The sequence below is a fragment of the Enterococcus sp. C102(2024) genome (genome assembly GCF_040888205.1).
GTDB lineage: Bacteria > Bacillota > Bacilli > Lactobacillales > Enterococcaceae > Enterococcus > Enterococcus faecalis.
This window is the reverse complement of the sequence record NZ_JBFOHH010000007.1, coordinates 56,930-74,440: the sequence shown is the minus strand read 5'-3', so window position 1 is coordinate 74,440 and position 17,511 is coordinate 56,930. Positions and strand designations below refer to the sequence as shown.

18 protein-coding genes are annotated in these 17,511 nt (G+C 38.3%); 2 read left to right on the top strand and 16 right to left on the bottom strand.

Annotated features, from left to right (window positions below):
• Positions 1-152: 152 nt before the first annotated feature.
• From sufB to AB3I34_RS12685, 11 genes are all read right to left on the bottom strand, one after another.
• Positions 153-1,547: a Fe-S cluster assembly protein SufB gene (gene sufB, locus AB3I34_RS12735; protein ID WP_002356769.1), complete on the bottom strand. Its 1,395-nt coding sequence runs from the start codon at positions 1,545-1,547 to the stop codon at positions 153-155.
• Between the two features lie 18 nt (positions 1,548-1,565).
• The gene (gene sufU / locus AB3I34_RS12730; protein WP_010823040.1) at positions 1,566-2,033 is read right to left on the bottom strand and encodes a Fe-S cluster assembly sulfur transfer protein SufU; all 468 of its coding nucleotides are present in this window, start codon (positions 2,031-2,033) and stop codon (positions 1,566-1,568) included.
• On the bottom strand, positions 2,020-3,255 hold the full coding sequence (locus AB3I34_RS12725) for a cysteine desulfurase (RefSeq protein WP_085444236.1): 1,236 nt from the start codon (positions 3,253-3,255) through the stop codon (positions 2,020-2,022). Before AB3I34_RS12725 ends, sufU begins: the two co-directional genes overlap by 14 nt.
• Positions 3,252-4,538 carry a Fe-S cluster assembly protein SufD gene (gene sufD, locus AB3I34_RS12720; protein WP_002368983.1) on the bottom strand — a complete coding sequence of 429 codons (1,287 nt, stop codon included), beginning with the start codon at positions 4,536-4,538 and terminating at the stop codon, positions 3,252-3,254. The genes AB3I34_RS12725 and sufD overlap by 4 nt, the downstream gene beginning before the upstream one ends.
• 14 nt (positions 4,539-4,552) lie before the next feature.
• Entirely contained in the window at positions 4,553-5,323 is a 771-nt protein-coding gene (sufC, locus tag AB3I34_RS12715) for a Fe-S cluster assembly ATPase SufC (RefSeq protein WP_002356763.1), read from the bottom strand.
• Between the two features lie 369 nt (positions 5,324-5,692).
• Positions 5,693-6,250, bottom strand: a complete 558-nt coding sequence (gene frr / locus AB3I34_RS12710) for a ribosome recycling factor (protein WP_002356762.1) — start codon at positions 6,248-6,250, stop codon at positions 5,693-5,695.
• A 3-nt stretch (positions 6,251-6,253) separates the two neighbouring features.
• Complete coding sequence (gene pyrH / locus AB3I34_RS12705) at positions 6,254-6,976, bottom strand: UMP kinase (protein WP_002356761.1); 723 nt, start codon at positions 6,974-6,976, stop codon at positions 6,254-6,256.
• A gap of 260 nt (positions 6,977-7,236) precedes the next feature.
• Positions 7,237-8,118, bottom strand: coding sequence for a translation elongation factor Ts (gene tsf / locus AB3I34_RS12700; protein ID WP_002356760.1), 882 nt, complete (start codon positions 8,116-8,118; stop codon positions 7,237-7,239).
• A 105-nt stretch (positions 8,119-8,223) separates the two neighbouring features.
• The gene (rpsB, locus tag AB3I34_RS12695) at positions 8,224-9,009 is read right to left on the bottom strand and encodes a 30S ribosomal protein S2 (protein ID WP_002356759.1); all 786 of its coding nucleotides are present in this window, start codon (positions 9,007-9,009) and stop codon (positions 8,224-8,226) included.
• Between the two features lie 183 nt (positions 9,010-9,192).
• On the bottom strand, positions 9,193-9,630 hold the full coding sequence (locus AB3I34_RS12690) for a GNAT family N-acetyltransferase (protein WP_010712668.1): 438 nt from the start codon (positions 9,628-9,630) through the stop codon (positions 9,193-9,195).
• Positions 9,631-9,649: 19 nt separating this feature from the next.
• Positions 9,650-10,426, bottom strand: coding sequence for an RNA methyltransferase (locus AB3I34_RS12685; protein ID WP_002356757.1), 777 nt, complete (start codon positions 10,424-10,426; stop codon positions 9,650-9,652).
• A 106-nt stretch (positions 10,427-10,532) separates the two neighbouring features.
• Here AB3I34_RS12685 and AB3I34_RS12680 point away from each other — a divergent pair, with 106 nt between their 5' ends.
• Entirely contained in the window at positions 10,533-10,808 is a 276-nt protein-coding gene (locus AB3I34_RS12680; protein WP_010706543.1) for an acylphosphatase, read from the top strand.
• A 166-nt stretch (positions 10,809-10,974) separates the two neighbouring features.
• Entirely contained in the window at positions 10,975-11,907 is a 933-nt protein-coding gene (yidC, locus tag AB3I34_RS12675) for a membrane protein insertase YidC (protein ID WP_002356755.1), read from the top strand.
• Between the two features lie 33 nt (positions 11,908-11,940).
• Here yidC and AB3I34_RS12670 read toward each other — a convergent pair whose 3' ends face one another.
• From AB3I34_RS12670 to era, 5 genes are all read right to left on the bottom strand, one after another.
• Positions 11,941-12,132, bottom strand: a complete 192-nt coding sequence (locus tag AB3I34_RS12670; RefSeq protein ID WP_002356753.1) for a DNA-directed RNA polymerase subunit alpha C-terminal domain-containing protein — start codon at positions 12,130-12,132, stop codon at positions 11,941-11,943.
• Positions 12,133-12,171: 39 nt separating this feature from the next.
• Positions 12,172-14,256 (bottom strand): glycine--tRNA ligase subunit beta, encoded by a 2,085-nt coding sequence (gene glyS / locus AB3I34_RS12665; RefSeq protein ID WP_010712669.1) that lies wholly within the window; start codon positions 14,254-14,256, stop codon positions 12,172-12,174.
• Position 14,257: 1 nt separating this feature from the next.
• Positions 14,258-15,166, bottom strand: coding sequence for a glycine--tRNA ligase subunit alpha (gene glyQ, locus AB3I34_RS12660; protein WP_002379669.1), 909 nt, complete (start codon positions 15,164-15,166; stop codon positions 14,258-14,260).
• A gap of 558 nt (positions 15,167-15,724) precedes the next feature.
• The gene (gene recO / locus AB3I34_RS12655) at positions 15,725-16,519 is read right to left on the bottom strand and encodes a DNA repair protein RecO (RefSeq protein ID WP_002374343.1); all 795 of its coding nucleotides are present in this window, start codon (positions 16,517-16,519) and stop codon (positions 15,725-15,727) included.
• A gap of 82 nt (positions 16,520-16,601) precedes the next feature.
• Positions 16,602-17,504, bottom strand: a complete 903-nt coding sequence (gene era, locus AB3I34_RS12650; RefSeq protein WP_085444237.1) for a GTPase Era — start codon at positions 17,502-17,504, stop codon at positions 16,602-16,604.
• Positions 17,505-17,511 lie beyond the last annotated feature (7 nt).

The following is a 17,511-nucleotide window of genomic DNA, read 5'->3' as shown; positions in this document are numbered from 1 at the left end:
AAATATAAGAAAAAGCGATGACTCGAGAAGAAAATCTCTATGGAGTCATCGCTTTTTCTATTTGTGCTTTCTTTGAAGAAGCATGATTAGTATGTTTCTTGTCTGGCTTTCCGTTGTTATTTTGGTTGATTATTTGTTGGTAGAGTGAAAAACTATCCTACTGACCCTTCCATCTCATAACTAATCAAGCGATTCAACTCAACCGCATATTCCATCGGTAATTCTTTCGTAAATGGTTCAACAAAGCCCATAACAATCATTTCTGTCGCTTCGGCTTCAGATAAGCCGCGACTCATTAGATAATATAATTGTTCTTCAGAAATTTTTGAAACTTTGGCTTCATGTTCCAAGGACACTTGGCTGTTATGGATTTCGTTAAATGGAATTGTATCTGATTTTGATTTTTCGTCCATGATAATCGTGTCGCATTCGATGTGGGAAATCGAACCTGCGCTGTCTTTTCCAAAAGTCACTTGGCCACGGTAGTTAACTTCGCCGCCGTCTTTAGCAATTGATTTTGAAACAATTGAGCTAGAGGTATTCGGCGCATTGTGAATCATTTTGGCCCCAGTATCTTGGATTTGGTTAGCACCAGCAAAGGCAATCGATAACATCGTGCCACGGGCACCTTTGCCATCTAAGTAAACGCTTGGGTATTTCATGGTTGTTTTAGCTCCTAGGTTCCCATCAATCCATTCGACAGTGGCACCTTCGTAAGCTTTAGCACGTTTGGTTACTAGGTTGTAGACGTTATCTGACCAGTTTTGAATAGTGGTATAACGACAATAAGCATCTTTTCTAGTGAAAATTTCTACGATGGCCGCATGCAAGCTGTTACTTGAATACGTGGGTGCCGTACAACCTTCAACATAGTGAACGCTGGCCCCTTCATCGACAATAATCAAGGTCCGTTCAAATTGGCCGGTATTTTCAGCGTTGATTCGGAAATATGTTTGTAATGGTACATCAACTCGAACGCCTTTTGGTACATAAATAAAGGTTCCGCCTGACCAAACAGCTGAGTTTAAAGCGGCCAATTTATTATCTGTTGGCGGCACAAGTTTTGAAAAATACTCTTTGAATAGGTCAGGATATTCTTTTAAAGCAGAGTCAGTATCTGTAAAAATGATGCCTAATTTTTCAAATTCTTCTTTCATGTTGTGGTAAACAACTTCTGATTCATATTGAGCAGAAGCCCCAGCTAGATAAGCACGCTCAGCTTCGGGAATCCCAATTTTTTCAAAGGTTTCTTTGATTTTATCAGGTACATCATCCCAATCGCGTGCGGGTTTGTCACTCGGTTTTTGGTAATATTTAATTTTACTAAAGTCAATATCTGACAGGTCTGGACCCCATTCTTGCATGGGCATTTTATTGAATTGTTCTAACGATTTTAAACGGAAGTCAAGCATCCATTCTGGTTCGCCTTTCACGCGAGAAATTTCGCGAACGACGTCTTCTGTTAGACCGTCTCCGGTACTAAAGACTGGTTCCACATCGTCGTGAAAGCCAAATTTATATTCTTCTAATTCAGGTACTGTACTCAATTCGTCGTCACCCTTTCTTTATTTTTCACAATGTAAATGACCGGCTTCGCCTTGGCCGTTATTAGCAACAGCCTGCTCTAAGGCTTTCCAAGCCAAGGTTGCACATTTAATCCGAGCTGGAAATTTAGCTACGCCGCTTAACATTGCTGCATCGCCTAATTTTTCATCTTCGGCCACTTCATTTCCTTGAACAAGTTGAGAGAAATCCTCTGCTAAGGCCGTTGCTTCGGCGATTGTTTTTCCTAAGACTGCATCAGTCATCATACTAGCACTTGCTGTACTGATGGAACAGCCACTTCCTTGAAAGGCGATATCTTTAATCACACCGTCTTCAATGACCACATCCAGTTCAATCACGTCTCCACAAGTAGGATTATTCAGTTCAATTGTTTGGCTAGACGCATCTAGCGTTCCGTGGTGATGTGGGTGGCTAGAATGGTCCAAAATGACTTGGCGATATAAGTTATCTAATTTAGAAAGTGCCATGCTGGAAAAACTCCTTTGTCGCTTTAATCGCTTCAACTAAGCGATCTGCGTCTTCTTTGGTATTGTATAAATAAAAACTTGCCCGTGCGGTTGCTGGCACGCTCAAATAGTTTAATAACGGTTGCGCGCAATGGTGACCCGCTCTGACAGCGACCCCTTCCATATCTAACGCCGTAGCCACATCATGTGGATGTAAACCTTCAATATTAAAAGCAATCACACCTGTGTGGTCTTTTGGATTCTGTGGACCATAAATCGTCAAGCCCTCGATAGCTTGCAACTTCGGCAAAACATAGTGAACAAGGGCTGCTTCATGTTGATGAATGGCCTCCAAACCAATTTCTGTTAAATAATCAATGGCGGCACCTAAGGCAATTGCCCCAGCAATATTAGGTGTGCCAGCTTCAAATTTCCATGGAAGCTCTTTCCAAGTACTTTCTTGAAGATGAACAAAGTCAATCATTTCGCCACCAAATTCCACAGGTTCCATTTGTTCCAATAAATGACGTTTGCCATAAAGGACACCAATTCCAGTTGGTCCACACATTTTGTGACCACTAAATGCATAAAAATCAGCATCGATGGCTTGAACGTCCACAGGCATATGAGGAACTGCTTGCGCGCCGTCTACCACCATCACAGCGCCATTTTGATGAGCTAATTGTGTTAATTCTTCGATTGGATTAATGACCCCTAACACATTTGAAACATGAGCAATCGAAACAATTTTCGTTTTTTCTGTAATTTGTTGACGTGCACTTGCCATGTCTAAAAAGCCGTCTTCAGTGACGTCTATATACTTCAAAATGGCTCCTGTACGTTGGGCTAATTGTTGCCAGGGAATAATGTTTGAATGATGTTCCATGTAAGATATGACGATTTCATCCCCGGCTGTAACTGCCAAGTCACCATAACTTTTGGCAATCCAATTCAAACTGGTTGTTGTTCCTCGTGTAAATAAAACTTCCGCTGTTTCTTTGGCATGGATAAATTGGCGAACCTTTTCGCGGGAGGCCTCATGGTCCTTCGTTGCTCGTTCGGCTAACGTGTGCACCCCACGATGAACATTGGCATTATCGGTTTCATAATAATGTCGTAAAACATCTAACACTGCCGTTGGTTTTTGGGTTGTTGCAGCATTGTCTAAATAAACTAGCGGTTCATCATTAACTTCTTGAAATAAAATAGGAAACGATTGACGAATGGTTGCTGCATCCATCATGCGTTTAACTTCCCTTCGATTACTTCTACAAATTCATTTTGTACTTCTTTAACTGGAATTGCTGTAATGACAGAACCTAGGAAGCCACGAATCACCAAACGTTCCGCTTCTTCTTTACGCAAGCCGCGGCTCATTAAATAATACATTTCTTCTGGATCTACTCGACCAACGCTGGCTGCGTGTCCGGCAGTCACTTCATTTTCATCAATTAAAAGAATTGGATTGGCATCACCACGAGCTTTATCAGACAACATTAAAACACGACTTTCTTGCTGTGCGTCGGCTCCTTTTGCTCCTTTTAAAATGTGGCCAATTCCGTTAAACGTTAAAGTACCACGTTCACGAATAACTCCATGTTGTAAAATATGACCAATTGAATGTGGCGCTTTGTTTGTCACTCGTGTGTCGATGCCTTGTGTTTGTTTACCTGCACTAATTGCAACGACTTTAACTTCTGAATGAGCGCCTTCGCCAACTAAATCAGAATCAAAATCAGCCACAACATCGCCATCATTCATGACGCCTAGAGCCCAATCAACAGAGGCATCCCGCATAATATAGCCACGACGATTCATATAAGTCGTTACAGTTTGCCCTAATTGATCCACGGCTGAGTATTTAACTTTTGCGCCATCTTTCGCAATCACTTCCACAACGATATTTCCAGAAGCTTTCTCTGCGTGATGACCAGTTGATTGAAAACGTTCTAAATAACTGAATTCACTATGATTATCTGCAACGATTAAAACATGTTTAAAGAAAGGTTGGTTGCTATCTGAATCCTGAATAAACAAAGATTCAATGGGCTCTTCAATCACTACGTTTTTAGGAACGTATAAGAAAACGCCACTATTCATGAAAGCTGCATGAGCTGCTGTCAGCTTATCTTCTTCTGGTAATACAGCTTTAGTCATATAGTATTCTTTAACTAATTCTGGGTGCTCTTGTAAAGCAGTAAAAATGTCTGTAAAAATTACCCCTTGTTCCGCTAATGAGGCTGGCAATTGCTCAAAAGCATGGAAAGATCCTTGTTGAACAATTAAAGGATTGTCTTTCATTTGATCAAAACTTGCGACATTTCCTTCAGAAGGCACATAACTTTCCATGTGAACATTTAATAAAGGCCAACGATGAAATTTCACACGATCAATATGTGGTAACTCACTTTCGTCAGCGTTTTTTAAAGCCGTTGTTCGCAATTCAGTCATCCAAGCTGGTTCTTCATGTTCTAGTGAAAAAGCGGTGACTTCGTCAAGATAATCCATTAGATTTACTTTTTTCATTTATCTTGTCCTCCTTACGCTTCTTCTTTGTAATCAATACCTAATTCTTGGCTGATACCAGCATAGCCTTCTGTTTCTAAACGTTTTGCCAAGTCAGCCCCACCGGTTTTCACAACGCGGCCTTCCATCATGATATGAACAACATCTGGCGTGATATAGTTCAATAAGCGTTGATAATGGGTAATAATTAACGCACCAAAGTTCTCGCCGCGCATTTCATTAACCCCTTTAGAAACTACTTTTAACGCATCGATATCTAAGCCTGAATCAATTTCATCTAAAATGGCAAACGTAGGCTCTAACATCAATAATTGTAAAATTTCATTTCGTTTTTTCTCGCCGCCAGAAAACCCTTCGTTTAAGTAACGCTCAGCCATTTCTTCAGGCATATTTAATAATTCCATTTTGCTATCTAATTTTTTTAAGAACTGCATGACTGACATTTTGTTGTCTTCGTCACGTTTTGCATTGATTGCTGCACGCATGAATTCAGCATTGGTAATCCCTGGAATTTCACTTGGGTATTGCATTGCTAAGAATAAACCTAAGCGAGCACGTTCGTCTACCTCTAAATCTAAAACGTTGACGCCGTCAAATAGAATTTCTCCTTCTGTGACTTCATAGTTAGGATTTCCCATAATTGCTGCTGATAAAGTAGATTTACCAGTTCCATTAGGTCCCATAATTGCATGGATTTCTCCAGTATTAATTGTTAAATCGACCCCTTTTAGAATCTTTTTATCTTCAATTGATACGTGTAAATTTTTGATTTCTAACACAGACATGTACAATTCCCTCCAACTTGTTTTAATCGTTTTTCCGTTCTCACTCATTTTAGCCTAATTGAGAATGAATCGCAAATTACAATTGCTAAAAATAACAACTCTTATCATCAAATTTTAGGATTCAATTTGTGAAGGAAAATTTTAAAAGACTGATATTTCAAAGTTTCTCTATATTTTTAAGTGATCGTCCCTACACAAAGAAAAAAATTCTGGTAGAATAAAAAAATTTATTCAAGAAAGCGTTTTCTTAAATAATTACTTTAGAATGACTTTCGCAAAGAGAGCTTTGAGATACGCCTTCCTCATCTATACAAAAAAATCCAGAGCATTTGCTTCTCTGGATTCAATAATTTTTATTAGTGATTGATTTTATACTTCTAAAAGTTCTTGTTCTTTTTCAGCAGTAATCGCATCGATATTTTTGATGCTATCATCTGTTAATTTTTGAACATCTTTTTCAAATGAACGTAATTCATCTTCAGTGATATCGCCATTTTTTTGAGCTTTTTTTAATTCATCCATTGCATCACGACGAACGTTACGGACAGCAACTTTTGAGTTCTCCGCTTCTTTTTTCACGTCTTTGGCTAATTCTTTCCGACGTTCTTCCGTTAATTGTGGAATCACTAAACGGATGACATTTCCATCATTGGTTGGGCTAATGCCGATATCACTCATTTGAATAGCTTTTTCAATGTCAGCGATAGAATTTTTGTCAAACGGTGTAATCATTAATACACGAGCTTCTGGGATATTGATACTTGCTAATTGGTTAACTGGTGTTGGTGCACCATAATATTCTACTTGAATACGGTCTAATAGACTTGCGTTCGCACGACCAGCACGAATTTGACCTAATTCACGGCGTAAGCTTTCTTCCGCTTTTGTCATTTTTTCTTTGGCTGTTGCTAAAACTTCTTTAGACATTCTTTATTTCCCCCTTACAGTTGTTCCGATATTTTCACCAAGGATGGCACGACGGATATTTCCTGCTTCATTTAGGTTAAAGACAACTAAAGGAATATCGTTATCCATACTTAATGAGCTTGCTGTTGAATCCATTACTTGCAGCCCTTTAGAAATAACATCTAAATGTGTTAGTTCTTCAAATTTTGTCGCTGTTTCATCCACACGTGGATCCGCAGAATAAACACCATCAACATTGTTCTTCGCCATTAAGATGACGTCCGCATCTACTTCTGCAGCTCGTAACGCAGCCGTTGTATCTGTCGAGAAGTAAGGATTTCCTGTTCCTCCGGCAAAAATAACAACGCGGCCTTTTTCTAAATGACGTTCTGCACGACGACGAATGTATGGTTCTGCAATTTGACGCATTTCAATTGATGTTTGAACACGTGTAGGCACACCAAGATTTTCTAATGTATCTTGCAATGCTAAGGCATTCATCACAGTAGCTAACATGCCCATATAATCTGCTTGTGCACGTTCCATGCCCATTTGAGCACCAATTTGTCCACGCCAGATGTTTCCACCGCCGACTACGATGGCCATTTCGATACCTAATTCATGGACCTCTTTAATTTCTTGGACGATTTCTTTAATGACTGGTGGTTTAATGCCAAAACCGTCTTCTCCGGCTAGCGCTTCTCCACTTAACTTTAATACGACACGTTGATACTTAGGTTTAACCATCATAATTCCCTCCAAGATTCTCTAAAAATCATTCAATTCCTCATTTAGATGATTTTTCACCAAAATGATTTTTTAGACCAAGCAGTGCGATCCACTGGTTTTGCCTAAAAAAAGGGAGCGCATATCAAAGTTATGCGTTCCCAAATGGCTGAAAGACTGCCTTGAATCAAGCAGTAATCAATTTATGCAGCTTCCTTTGGGGATCGCTGTCTGTTTAGATACTTATGATTCACGGCTTTTCAACCGAGCGTTTGATGCTCTTAGTTTTTCATTTGGCTCATTACTTCATCCGCAAAGTTATCTTCACGTTTTTCGATACCTTCGCCAACTTCAAAACGTACGAATGATTTCACTTCGCCGCCTTTAGAAGCAACAAATTTTTCGACAGTCATATCTGGATCTTTAACAAATGGTTGGTCAACCAAAGCGATTTCTGCTTTGAATTTTTGTAGACGACCAACAACCATTTTTTCAACGATATTTGCTGGTTTACCTTCGTTTAATGCTTGTTCAGTTAACACAGCTTTTTCGTGTTCTAATTCTTCTTGAGGAATTTGAGATTCGTTGACATAGCGAGGGTTGATTGCCGCGATGTGCATAGCAACATCTTTCGCTACTTCTTCGTCAGTTGTGCCATCGATAACTGTTAATACAGCAATACGGCCACCCATGTGTAAGTAAGCGCCAAATGCAGCATTGTCAGCTTTTTCGACAACTTCAAAACGACGGAAGCTGATTTTTTCACCGATAACAGTTGTTGCTTCGATTAAATCAGATTCGATTGTGCCTTTTTCAGTTTTAATAGCCATTGCTTCTTCCATCGTAGCTGGTTTGTTTTCAGCAACTTTAGTCGCAATATCTTTTACTAAATCTTGGAACATTTCGTTTTTAGAAACGAAGTCAGTTTCTGAGTTTACTTCAACGATTGCTGCAACGTTACCTACAGTTGCTACGTTTGCTAAACCTTCAGCCGCAATGCGGTCATTTTTCTTCGCTGCTTTAGCCATACCATTTTCACGTAAAAAGTCTACGGCTTTTTCCATGTCGCCTTCTACTTTTACTAATGCTTTTTTAGCGTCCATCATTCCAACGCCAGTCATATCGCGTAATTCTTTTACCATTTTAGCTGTAACGTCTGCCATTATTTGTGTCCTCCTCGGATATTATCAATTCTTTTTAAAAAAGCTATCTCAAAGGAGAATCAGGCTTTTTGTCGCCTAGCCTTTGAGACAGCTCCGTAATCATTATTATTCAGCTGATTCGTTGTTTCCTTCAACAACATCAACGATTTCTTCGATTGAAGTTGCTTCTGGTGTTTCTTCAACGAATAACTCTTCAGTTGCTTGGTCTTCCCCTTGGTTACCTTCGATGAAAGCATCAGCCATTTTAGCAGTGATTAATTTCACGGCGCGGATTGCATCATCATTTGAAGGGATTACAACATCAATCTCATCAGGATCACAGTTTGTATCAACCATTGCAACGATTGGAATGTTTAATTTGTGTGCTTCTTGAACAGCAATGCGTTCTTTACGTGGGTCAACGATGTACATTACATCTGGAATTCTTGGCATATCAGCGATACCACCTAAGAATTTTTCTAAACGTTCACGTTCTTTGTTTAAGCCAGCAACTTCTTTCTTAGGTAAAACTTCGAAAGTGCCGTCTTCTTCCATTGCATTGATTTTTTTCAAGCGAGCAATACGTTTTTGGATTGTATCCCAGTTAGTTAACGTACCACCTAACCAACGATGGTTTACATAGTATTGACCAGCGCGGATTGCTTCATCTTTGATTGCTTCTTGTGCTTGTTTTTTAGTTCCTACGAATAAAGCAACGCCGCCTTCTTCTGCAACGTTTTTCATGTAATCGTAAGCTGCATCTACTAATTTCACTGTTTTTTGTAAGTCAATGATGTAGATACCGTTTCTTTCTGTGAAGATATATTTCTTCATTTTTGGGTTCCAGCGACGAGTTTGGTGACCAAAGTGTACGCCGGCTTCTAGTAATTGTTTCATAGAAATTACTGCCATGTTATGTTTCCTCCAGTTTGGTTTTTATTTTCCTCTTCTTTTCGTCAACTCCTTGAAGAACTACCGTAGTAGCACCACTTCGCAGATGGAAAAGAATGTGGATTTCGTGTGTAAAAATCACACCTTTAACAGTATAAGATATTTTCAGAAAAATAGCAAGCCTTAAAACTAGAAATGTCGCTCCTACTGCGCTTGCCAAACAAGATGACATTCTTCGTTTCCCGTTTCATCGATGGTTCGCTTTTGTTGGACAAAGCCTTGTTTTTGATAAAAGGCATAAGCTGCTTGATTTTCCCTGTAAACAGCCAAAGATAAGATGTCCTGTTCTTCTTTTGCTACTTGCAGTAATTTCTGACCGATGCCCTTCCCTTGAAACGCTTTTTTTATAAAAATTCCTGCGATATAGTTATCCATTAAGCCTAAAAACCCAATTATCTGACCCTCTTCTTCCGCTAAGATCAGTGTTGCTTTTGGTAACGCAGCACGGACAAATGCCTTATTTTCTTGCCAATAAGTTGGTGCGACAAATGGATGAGCTTCTAGATTCGTTTGCAGCCAAATAGCCATAATGGTTTCTAATTCTTTTTCTGTTAACTGGGTTGTCTTTTTGATAGTCAGCATTTTTTGACACTCGTTTCTGTTATTGATTATTTTCAAAATAAAACATTAACACGCCCGCTGCGATAGCGACATTCAATGATTCTGCTTGACCTTTCATTGGAATATAAAGATTTTTCGTGGTTTCTGCTAACAATTCTGGCGAAACCCCGCTACCTTCATTGCCTAAAATCAACGCATAATTTTCCACTGCCTCTTGTTCATAATAAGCAATCGCAGCTTCATTTAGTTCTGTACCGAAAACTGGTAGACCTTGCTTCTTGAATGCCTGAACCACTTCAGTCAACTCTCGTTGGAGAACTGGTAAATGATAGTGGCTTCCCTGCATTGAGCGCAACACTTTTGTATTGTAAATATCTGCTGTGCCCTTACCTAAAATCACGCCTGCTAAACCTGCTGCATCAGCTGTGCGAATCATCGTACCAACATTGCCAGGGTCTTGGATATTATCTAAAAGTAACCAACCACCTTTAAAAGAAAGCGACTGCTCTTGTTGCGTTTCCAAGGTGACAATTGCCAAAATTCCTTGTGAAGTTGGCAGCTCCGACAAGCTATTTAAAACCTCATCACTTACAAAAATTAATTTTTCTGTTTCTTGTTCAGCTAACCAAGTTCCCCATTCTTGTTGACCTCTTTGATTAAACAAAATCCACTGGACATCGGCATTGGCCTTCACCGCTTCTTCAACTAAATGAAATCCTTCTATTATATATTGGTTCAGTTCTTCTCGGTACTTCTTTTTGTGTAATTTTTTCCATTCTTTTAATTGGTTATTTTTCGTTGATGTAATTTCTTTCATAAGTCACCTCGCCTTTGTATTATAGCATGCTTCTAGCTTGCTTGGATACTTGCTAGAACCAAGAAAAATCGCTATCATAAAGAAAAAAGCAAAGGAAGTGTCTCTCATGGAAAAACTAAGAATGAATGTACAAGGACGTGTCCAAGGTGTTGGCTTCCGCTACATGACCAAAATGGTGGCAGATCAATTAGGTGTCACTGGTTCAGTGAGGAACGAAGACGACGGGTCCGTTTCAATTACAGCAATTGCACCTGAAGACATAATGGAAACATTTATCAAAAAAATCAAAGATTCCCCCAGTCCAGCGGGACGTGTAACGTATGTTGATATTCAAGAAGACCCTTTGTTAGAAGAAACGGAACAATTTAAAGTGATTCAATAAACTTACTTTCTAACGATTGATTTCTTTGGGAAGAAGCCTTGAACAGCAAGTAGTTCCTGCTTTTTATTGATTTTTGTAAGAGCTTCTTTTCGATTTTGATTGAAAAAGAGCGCTGTTTCAAGTATAGTTAACCATGTAAAAATTTTTTAGAAAAGGACCGAATTACATGCGTAAATTAAACCGATGGCTTTACGGCTCTGGCTTACTATTTTTAGTAATGTTTTTATCAGGCTGTGTGAAAACAGGAGCAGATGGACAACCAACTGGTGAAGGTTTTGTCTATAACTTCCTTGTTTTACCGATGAGTAATGCAATTACTTATCTTGTCGATAACTTTAATTGGAACTATGGTTGGGCGATTATTTTTATCACCATTATTGTACGGATCATTATTTTACCGTTAGGCTTACATCAATCGAAAAAAAGCTTTATCCAAACGGAAAAAATGCAAGCAATCAAACCCCAAGTGGATGTTGCACAAGCAAAAATGAAACAAGCAAGTACGCGTGAAGAGCAAATGGCCGCACAAGCAGAACTACAAAAGATTTATAAAGAAAACAATGTGAGTATGGTTGGCGGAATTGGTTGTTTGCCTTTATTAATTCAAATGCCTATTTTCTCTTCTCTGTTCTTTGCTGCTCGTTATACAAAAGGTATTGCCACGGCAAGCTTCTTAGGAATGAATTTAGGGCAACCAAATATGATTTTAGTGGCATTAGCTGGTTTAGCCTATTTAGCTCAAGGTTATATTTCAATGATTGGTATTCCTGAAGAACAAAAGAAAACAATGAAATCAATGCTGATTGTTTCACCATTAATGATTGTTTTCATGTCCTTTAGCTCACCTGCAGGCGTAGCGCTTTACTGGGTAGTTGGTGGTATTTTCACATGTATTCAATCTGCCATCACAAATATCCTCTTACGTCCAAGAATTAAAAAACAAGTACAAGAAGAATTGAAAAATAACCCACCAAAACAAGTGGTTACTCCTATTAAGGATGTGACACCAAAAGAAACAAACAAAGTAACGCAAAAAACGAACCAACCAAAAGCAAACGGCAATAAAGGTCGCAATGCTGGAAAACAAAAACGTAAATAAAAAAAGGATCGCCTCTAAACGGCGATCCTTTTTTTACTTCAATTCTTTCCCAGTCATCTCTTCAATAGTTCGAATAGACTTTGGACCAAAGCCATGCAACGAAAGTAACGCTTTTCGGCCTCGTGCGTAGAGTTCATCCACACTGTCGATTTTTTCATTCGTTAGCGCACGAACAGCTGGCTTTGATAATTGTGTTAAAATTTGTTCAAACGTTGTTTCTAGCATGCTGTCGGTTCCTCCTTAGCGGTCGAAAAGCAGCGCTTTTTATTTTACAATTAATAAGTCTAAGCTAGCAATTGATAACGCCATTTTAGCAATTTGCATTAATTGTTTTAATCGGTTTTGTTTGACTTTTTCATCCTCAACCATAACCATCGTTTCATTGAAGTACGCATCAATTAACGGACGTAGATTTACTAGTGCTTCATAGTTTTCTGCAATCGTGCGTGTCGCAAATGCTTCAGATAAATCGTTAACTGCTTGATACAGTTCTTTTTCTGCCTTATTTTCAAACAGACTTGGATCAATCCCTTCTTCAGTATCACCTAAAAGTTCTTGACCTTTTTTCGCTAAATTAATAACACGCGTTAAGGCTTCCATTGATGGTTTAAAATCTTGATCTTCAAAACGGCTTTTTAAAATATTCGCTGAAGCAAATAATTTCGATAAATCGGCTTGCTCAGCAGACACCACTGCATCGATAATGTCATGGCGAACATTTTTCGTCATTAATAATTGACGTAAGCGAGCTTTCACAAATTCAACGACTTCTGCTTGTCCTTCGTTTAGTAAAACGCCATATTTCTCAACATCTTGATTCACTGCTTCATCAACTTCTGTTTGTAATTGAACTAATGGGAAGGTCCAGCCTTTATCTTCAATAATTCGTATAACGCCATAGGTTTGACGACGAAGTGCATAAGGATCGTTAGAACCTGTTGGAATCATACCAACTGAGAAGAATGAAAAGACGCTGTCAAGCTTATCGGCTAAGGCTAAAACAGCCCCGATTGCTGTTTCTGGCAATTCACCTTCACTGGAAGTTGGTAGATAATGTTCTCGAATCGCCGTTGCTACGGCTGGTTTTTCGCCTTGCAATAAGGCATATTTTTCTCCCATAATTCCTTGTAATTCTGGGAATTCACCAACCATATTTGTTACTAAGTCAAATTTATAAATTTCAGAGGCACGTTTTAAATCTTCCAATTCCTCCTCAGATAAACCAACTTTTCTACCAATGATTTGTGCAATTAAAGCAACCCGTTGCATTTTTTCATAAATTGAACCAATCTTTTCATGGAAAGTCACATTTTTTAGTTTTTCAACACATGCTTCAATCGTTAATTTTTTATCTTCATTGTAAAAGAATTCTGCATCTTCTAAACGAGCAATTAACACTTTTTCATTTCCTTTAATCACGTTTTCAAGGTGAACATTATCCCCATTGCGAACAGCGATAAAATGCGGCATTAATAAGCCTTGGTCGTTACGAACGTCAAAATAACGTTGGTGTTCTTTCATAGAAGTCACTAATACTTCATCTGGAACAGATAAATATTTTTCATCAAAACTGCCTACAAATGCAGTTGGATATTCCACTAAATTCGTAACTTCTTCCAATAACTCTTCATCTAAAGCTAACTGCCAATTTTTTTCTGCAGCGAGTGCGTTCGCTTGATCAACAATCATTTGTTTCCGTTCATTCGGTTGAACCACTACAAATTGTTCTTTTAATTTTGTTTCATATTCATTAGCATGTTGGAACGTCACATCGTCTCCCAAGAAACGGTGGCCACGAGAAGTTTGCCCTGCCGTCACGTCTAACACTTTGAAAGGAATTACTTCATCATCAAGTAGTGCCACAATCCAATGAATTGGACGAATATATTCGAAATCATAGTTTGCCCAGTGCATTGTTACCGGGAAAGTTAGACTTGTAATCACGTCATTTAATTTTGTTAATACCTCTTTGGCACTTTGGCCTTTGGTAAACTTCGTCACATAGACATATTCGACACCATTTAATTCTTTGAAAACAATGTCCTCAGTTGTAACTCCTTGGCCGCGTACAAAACCTTGTGCAGCTTTTGACCAATTTCCTTCAGCATCTAAAGCAATTTTTTTCGCTGGACCTTTTACTTCTTCTTCAACATCCGCTTGTTTTTCAGGAATCGCAGTTACTTTCACGGCTAAACGACGAGGTGTGGCAAAGGATTGCACTGTTTCATAGTCTAAATGATGTTCATCTAAAAATTTGATTACTTTTTCTTCAAGTTGGATACGGCTTGGTGTGACAACATGTGCGGGCATTTCTTCTAAGCCAATTTCTAATAATAAATCTTTTGCCATGTTATTCTGCCTCCTTGGATACACTTTGATCTTTATTTAATAATGGGAACCCTAATTTTTCACGTTCAGCCACAAAAATTTTCGCTACGGAACGAGCCATATTCCGAATGCGGGCTAAATATCCTGCACGTTCTGTTACAGAGACAGCGCCGCGAGCATCTAATAAATTGAATGTATGGCTACATTTTAAAATATAATCATAGGCTGGATGAACTAAGCTTTCTTCAATACAGCGTTTAGCTTCTTTTTCAAATTTGTCAAAGTTTTCTAAAAGCATTTCTTGATTACTAATTTCAAAGGAATATTTTGAATGTTCATATTCAGGTTGCACAAAAATTTCACCATATTTAACGCCTTGTGTCCATTCTAAATCATAGACACTTTCGACTTCTTGGATATATGATGCTAAGCGTTCTAACCCGTAAGTAATTTCAGAAGTGACAGGATGACATTGTAAGCCGCCAACTTGTTGGAAATACGTAAATTGGGTAATTTCCATGCCATCTAACCAAACTTCCCAACCTAAACCAGCACAGCCCATTGAAGGATTTTCCCAGTTATCTTCTACAAAACGAATGTCATGTTCTAATGGATCAATTCCTAATAATTTCAAACTTTCTAGATAAAGTTCTTGGATATTTTCAGGAGAAGGCTTCATTACAACTTGGAATTGATGATGTTGGTATAGACGGTTCGGATTTTCGCCATAGCGTCCATCAGCTGGACGACGAGAAGGTTCTACGTAGGCAGCATTCCATGGTTCAGGTCCAATGGCACGTAAAAACGTGTAAGGACTCATGGTGCCGGCTCCCTTTTCTGTATCATAGGCTTGCATTAACATACAGCCATTAGATGACCAAAATTTTTGCAAGGTTAAAATCATTTCTTGTACGGTTAACTTGTTTTTCATTGTTTTCCTCCTTGGAATATTTTTTATAGACATAGGGATTGGCTTTGCTTCGGGAATGTAAATTTAAAAAGGGCTACAGAGAAACAATTTTGTAGAATGGGATAATTTTTATGCTGTTCATCATCTACTCTGTCGCCTTTGCGCCAATTGAGCTTTTTTGAATAAACGTTACTATTTTTTCTTTTGGTGTTAACTGTTTGCTTTTTTTATTCGGTTACAACGTTCCCTTTGGTCACCTTGTGCTGTTCCACATCTGCTCTGACACTTTGTGTCAGTCGCAGTGAGGAACATGCAAAAAGTCCCCATGCCTATTAATAGACATAGGGACGAATAATTATCGCGGTTCCACCCTACTTCCGATGTGTTCATCGGCAGCTTCGTTTGTCGTACTCCAAAGTGCCTTTCAAAAGTTCCGTGTTTCTGGCTCCCACTCTCCCAGATTCGCTTAACAGAGGGTTCTTTTTACTTCTCTTTTTCTTCGTACGTATTTAACTTCTCTATCATAATACGGTGTCTGAGGGAAGTTGTCAAATTTTTTTTAGAAAAACGTCTGCTTGTTTATGTTTCTTTTTCTTCCTTCTTTCGTGGCGGAATTTTTAACGTATTTTCCCACGTTTTCATTTGATCAATAAATTTTTTACTTTTTAAGTGCAAACCAACATATTCATCGTATAACATATCAATCGTTTCTCGAATACTCTTCTTAGTTTCTTCTTTTACTTGAATGTTTTGGACTTTTTCATAGGAGACTTGCGAAAATAAGCGAATAAAATGAATTGCTCTAGGATCTGCATGGTAGCGCTGTTCATCTAAATGCCAATGTTTTTCACAAAGCACACCGCTATACTTTGAAGAGTAATCAAATTTCCCTTGTGTTTCGCCACAAGCCACACAATGATGCCATTCTGGTCGTACACCAAACCGTTCTAACAATTGAATTTCAAAAATATTTGTAATGATTTCCGGATCTTTTTGCTCATTTAAAGCGGATAATGCCATGTGGGTAAATTGAAATAAATTTGGGTCATAGTGCTGATCTTCAATTGCTGCATCGACTAAGTTTAAAATATATGTTCCGTATGCGTTAATAAATATGTCTTGTTGAATGTTTCGAAAAGGTTGAACTTCTTTGCTGCTATTGAGAAAAGATAAGCCTTCTTCTCTAAAATTTCCGATGTAGACGGCTTCTGTAAATGGCAGAATCGCTGGCAAAAGAGGATTATTTTTTCGATGCGCGCCTTTCACAAAAAACATCAATTTCCCATAGGATTCTGTAAAAATTTTGACGAGTTTATCCTTCTCTTTAAAATCCTTCGTAAATAAAATAATGCCTTTGGTCTCCCCTAATGCCATTCAATTCACTTCCATTTCTTATGTAAATTAGTGTAGTGTTTGGAAAGTTCGTTTATACACTCGCTTCCCAAACACTACTTTCTTAATATTCTTCTTTGCGATAACCAAAATCTTGTAAATAGATTTTTTTGTCACGCCAGTCTTTTTGGACTTTTACCCACAGCTCCAAATACACTTTGTCATCTAATAAATATTCAATATCTTGACGCGCCTTGGTACCAATTTGTTTCAGCATTTTTCCGCCTTTGCCAATAATGATACCTTTTTGACTGTCCCGTTCCACAATAATGGTTGCTTGGACATGGACTTTATCGTTTTCATCCCGTTTCATTGAGTCCACAACGACAGCGACAGAATGAGGAATCTCATCTCTTGTTAAAAGTAACACTTTTTCACGAATTAATTCAGAAACGATAAAATATTCTGGATGATCCGTAATTTGGTCATCAGGGAAATATTGTGGTCCTTCTGGCATTTGCTCAACGAGAACATCCATTAAATGCTCAAAATTATTTCCTTCAGTGGCAGAAATGGGAATAATTTCTTTAAAGTTCATTTGTTTCGAATAGTCTTCAATAATACTCAATAAATCATCTGGATGGACTTTGTCAATTTTATTAATAATCAAGTAGACTGGACTATTATTATTTTTCAATCGTTCAATAATAAAGTCGTCACCTTTCCCGCGTTTTTGATCAGCACTTACCATAAATAAAGTAGCATCTACTTCACGCATCGCATTGTAGGCACTTTCCACCATGAAATCGCCTAAGCGGTGTTTAGGTTTGTGAATCCCTGGAGTATCGATAAAAACAATTTGTGCTTCAGGAATTGTATAAATTCCTTGAATCTTATTACGAGTTGTTTGTGCTTTGTCACTCATAATTGCAATTTTTTGGCCGACAATTCGATTTAACAATGTTGATTTTCCAACATTTGGTCTGCCGACAATGGCTACGAAACCAGATTTATGTTCAGTTGTCATTGTATTT

What these genes read in the sequence shown, in the direction of transcription:
- sufU (WP_010823040.1), bottom strand. Translation starts at nt 2,033, where the DNA reads ATGGCACTTTCTAAATTAGATAACTTATATCGCCAAGTCATTTTGGAC.
- AB3I34_RS12725 (WP_085444236.1), bottom strand. Translation starts at nt 3,255, where the DNA reads ATGATGGATGCAGCAACCATTCGTCAATCGTTTCCTATTTTATTTCAA.
- sufD (WP_002368983.1), bottom strand. Translation starts at nt 4,538, where the DNA reads ATGAAAAAAGTAAATCTAATGGATTATCTTGACGAAGTCACCGCTTTT.
- sufC (WP_002356763.1), bottom strand. Translation starts at nt 5,323, where the DNA reads ATGTCTGTGTTAGAAATCAAAAATTTACACGTATCAATTGAAGATAAA.
- frr (WP_002356762.1), bottom strand. Translation starts at nt 6,250, where the DNA reads ATGTCTAAAGAAGTTTTAGCAACAGCCAAAGAAAAAATGACAAAAGCG.
- pyrH (WP_002356761.1), bottom strand. Translation starts at nt 6,976, where the DNA reads ATGGTTAAACCTAAGTATCAACGTGTCGTATTAAAGTTAAGTGGAGAA.
- tsf (WP_002356760.1), bottom strand. Translation starts at nt 8,118, where the DNA reads ATGGCAGACGTTACAGCTAAAATGGTAAAAGAATTACGCGATATGACT.
- rpsB (WP_002356759.1), bottom strand. Translation starts at nt 9,009, where the DNA reads ATGGCAGTAATTTCTATGAAACAATTACTAGAAGCCGGCGTACACTTT.
- AB3I34_RS12690 (WP_010712668.1), bottom strand. Translation starts at nt 9,630, where the DNA reads ATGCTGACTATCAAAAAGACAACCCAGTTAACAGAAAAAGAATTAGAA.
- AB3I34_RS12685 (WP_002356757.1), bottom strand. Translation starts at nt 10,426, where the DNA reads ATGAAAGAAATTACATCAACGAAAAATAACCAATTAAAAGAATGGAAA.
- AB3I34_RS12680 (WP_010706543.1), top strand. Translation starts at nt 10,533, where the DNA reads ATGGAAAAACTAAGAATGAATGTACAAGGACGTGTCCAAGGTGTTGGC.
- yidC (WP_002356755.1), top strand. Translation starts at nt 10,975, where the DNA reads ATGCGTAAATTAAACCGATGGCTTTACGGCTCTGGCTTACTATTTTTA.
- AB3I34_RS12670 (WP_002356753.1), bottom strand. Translation starts at nt 12,132, where the DNA reads ATGCTAGAAACAACGTTTGAACAAATTTTAACACAATTATCAAAGCCA.
- glyS (WP_010712669.1), bottom strand. Translation starts at nt 14,256, where the DNA reads ATGGCAAAAGATTTATTATTAGAAATTGGCTTAGAAGAAATGCCCGCA.
- glyQ (WP_002379669.1), bottom strand. Translation starts at nt 15,166, where the DNA reads ATGAAAAACAAGTTAACCGTACAAGAAATGATTTTAACCTTGCAAAAA.
- recO (WP_002374343.1), bottom strand. Translation starts at nt 16,519, where the DNA reads ATGGCATTAGGGGAGACCAAAGGCATTATTTTATTTACGAAGGATTTT.
- era (WP_085444237.1), bottom strand. Translation starts at nt 17,504, where the DNA reads ATGACAACTGAACATAAATCTGGTTTCGTAGCCATTGTCGGCAGACCA.